The organism is Candidatus Cryosericum odellii (assembly GCF_003570935.1).
Taxonomy (GTDB): domain Bacteria; phylum Caldisericota; class Caldisericia; order Cryosericales; family Cryosericaceae; genus Cryosericum; species Cryosericum odellii.
In genome coordinates this window covers 1-2762 of the sequence record NZ_QXIU01000087.1, presented here as the reverse complement: position 1 = coordinate 2762, position 2762 = coordinate 1, and the positions used below count along the sequence as shown (strand labels likewise).

2 protein-coding genes are annotated in these 2762 nt (G+C 58.6%); both read right to left on the bottom strand.

What is annotated here, in order from left to right; genetic code table 11:
- Positions 1-65 precede the first annotated feature (65 nt).
- The gene (gene surE, locus SMC5_RS03410) at positions 66-1094 is read right to left on the bottom strand and encodes a 5'/3'-nucleotidase SurE (protein WP_119119595.1); all 1029 of its coding nucleotides are present in this window, start codon (positions 1092-1094) and stop codon (positions 66-68) included.
- Between the two features lie 9 nt (positions 1095-1103).
- Positions 1104-2471 (bottom strand): MBL fold metallo-hydrolase, encoded by a 1368-nt coding sequence (locus tag SMC5_RS03405; protein WP_165846212.1) that lies wholly within the window; start codon positions 2469-2471, stop codon positions 1104-1106.
- Between the last annotated feature and the right edge of the window lie 291 nt (positions 2472-2762).

Below are 2762 nucleotides of genomic sequence, written 5' to 3'. Positions count from 1 at the left end.
TCTTGTCAATAGCATCGACCCCATTTGTCACCCGCATTATGTGAGTATCTGGACAAGGCTCTGCGTCAATGTTTGAGCTTCTTCTTGACCCCTGTAGCGCTCACAGCCTTCACTTCAGAACCAGACCCGTTATGATGCGAAGCAGCCCTGACAGGAGCGGGAGGAGCTTTTGAAGTACTACTCGGGCTGGTAGCCGCCACTGGAATCTTCACACTTCGCTTGGCGCCGACAGCCGGGGGCGCTGACCTGCCGAAGGTCCCACGCGCACCGGTGACTATGGCCAGCCGCTTTTCCACCAAACCCTTGCGGGCCTCAAGCGGCTTCAACAGCTCATCGCACGTCAGGTCGAGATTGATCGGCGTTACAGAGACGTAGTCGCTGACCAGTGCATAGCCGTCGCTGCCGGGCTTGGCATCATGGGGACCCGAGTTGCCGGCAATCCAGTAGTAGGCCCGACCGCGCGGACTGAACTGTTTCTCCACGAAGTTCTCATAGGCCCTGAACCCCTGTTTGGTGATCATGACCCCCTTGATGTCACTCAAGGGGACGTTGGGAACGTTGACGTTGAGGATGGCGGGCGCCTTGACCAGATCGGCATAGAACGCCGGTTCGGCCAGGATCTCCATGAGTACTGCCGCCGCCGTCTCGAAATGGTGGGGCTCCACGCCGTGCACCATATCCAGGCTGAGGGCGATGGATGGATGCCCCTGGCGCAGTCCTTCGAGAGCGGCACTGACGGTCCCACTGTAGAGAACGTCCACCCCGACGTTCGGTCCATGATTGCACCCGCTGATCACGATATCCGGCGGATTGTCCTTCATCACGTCGAGCAGAGCCACCAGAACGCAGTCGGTAGGAGTCCCGCGAAGAGCAAAACCCTTCTGACCGCACGGCATGGTCACCTCGCGGATCGGCAGGATATCACCCAGCGTAAGAGAATGGCTGGAGCCGCTCTGGTTACCTTCCGGGGCGACGACCGTGACGTCATACGTTGCTGCCAGTGCCGCTCCAACGGCGTTGATGCCGTTGGCAAAGATCCCGTCGTCGTTGGTGAGCAGGATCCGTATGCGTCGAGCCTTTCTGGTTGCGCTCATGTCAGCTCCTTAGAATTCGTATGTCACGCCTTTCCTCAATGTGATCGTGTCCTTGATGTACCCGTTCAGTGCTTCGGGCGCCTTGGAATGCATAGGCACCAGAACGCTGGGGTCCGCCCGCATGACCAGATCCCTGATATCGAGTTCACTCGCATGCCCGGGGGTAGCGATGCGGTAGAAGTCCATCCTGAAGTCCTTGACCCACTTCATGAGAACAGTATAGTTCGGATCGTACTGTCCGAGAGGTTCGCCGCCAGACTGAATGAAGACAGTATGGGGGGCGGGGTTGATCTCGACGAGCTCGCCGAGGTCGGGGAAATCCAGCTGCAGCATATATTTGGCGGGTTCCGCGGCAATGTCTACCGCGCGCAAGGCAGTCACCAGATACTCCTGCTCGAACAGCCGATAGTCAGGCGCCAGGTACTTGCCCGAACCACGTCTGGCAAGGTATACTTCGGCATTCTTGATGAGCCGCTCGAGCTCGCTGTCGAAACGGGCGAACTTTCGGGCCATCAGCATATGTTGGGGCTGCAGGACCATTGTCCGTCCCGTCTTCTCGGCGACGCGCAGGAACACCTTCAGTCGCTCCGTGTCGAGAATGTAGTAGTTGGTCAGCACGAGGCCGGGAGCTGTGCCGACCGCCCTCGTGGCGAGTTCCTGGATCTCACTCTCCATCAGCTGGTCGATACTGCCGAACCCCAGCCTGGTCCCCTCAGTGAGAAGAACCGTCTTGGCATGCTGCTTCTCCTGGCGCATCAGCTCGAAGAAGGTGCGCACCCGCTCCGGATGCTTGCCGTGCAGGCGATAATCACCCGTATAGATGATCGACGTGGCTCCACACCGCACGATGAATCCGAGGTTGCCCAGGATATCGTGGTCACTGCGGACTGGCAGGACTTCGCAGTTTCCGATGTGCACGACCTTGTCGTACTCGAACACGGTCACAGGGCGCTGATCCATGCGGAGGTCGAACTGGCCCGTTTCGTCGAAGAACCGCAGGACCTCAAGCGTTTCGGCGCTCATGTATAGCGGGACATTGACGTCCACCAGTGGCAGGAACCCGAAATGGTCAATGTGCCCGTGGCTCAGCAGGATGCCTCCCACCTTGCCAGTGTCAAGGGTGGCGCCAAATTCCTGCTGAAGAAACTGCGACTGGGTCGGCGGATATAGACCCGCCATCGGCGGCAGATTGCCAAACCGGAGATAGTCGCGGATCTGCAGGTACGCCGCCGGCCTCAGGCGATCACTGAAGTGCTCCATACCGCCAAAGAAATCCTTGCCGAAGTCGAGAAACAGGTTCGTGCCATTGTACTGCAGGAGAGTCTTGCTCCCACCTATCTCATTTACCGCACCGTAGAAGGTCAATTTAACTGACATGCTTCCTCCACGCAATCCAGGTACGAGCACGACCATCGTGCCCTGTGCAAAGCTAAGTATTATACCTTCATGCCCGCGCCCGACAAGTCGCCTGTCTCTTGCACGTGCCTGTGCTTTTCCGCCTTCGCTGGAACGATGGGGGAGCCATCTCCGTTGCAAACGGTCAGCCACGGACTAAACTTGCTGGGATACTAGGGTCTGCCGAGTCGAGGAGTGCGAGTTCTCCAAGACTCGCGGAAGTTCGTGCAGGAATGCGGCTCCTTGGCCCCTGTGCAAATCCGCAAGCGGAGG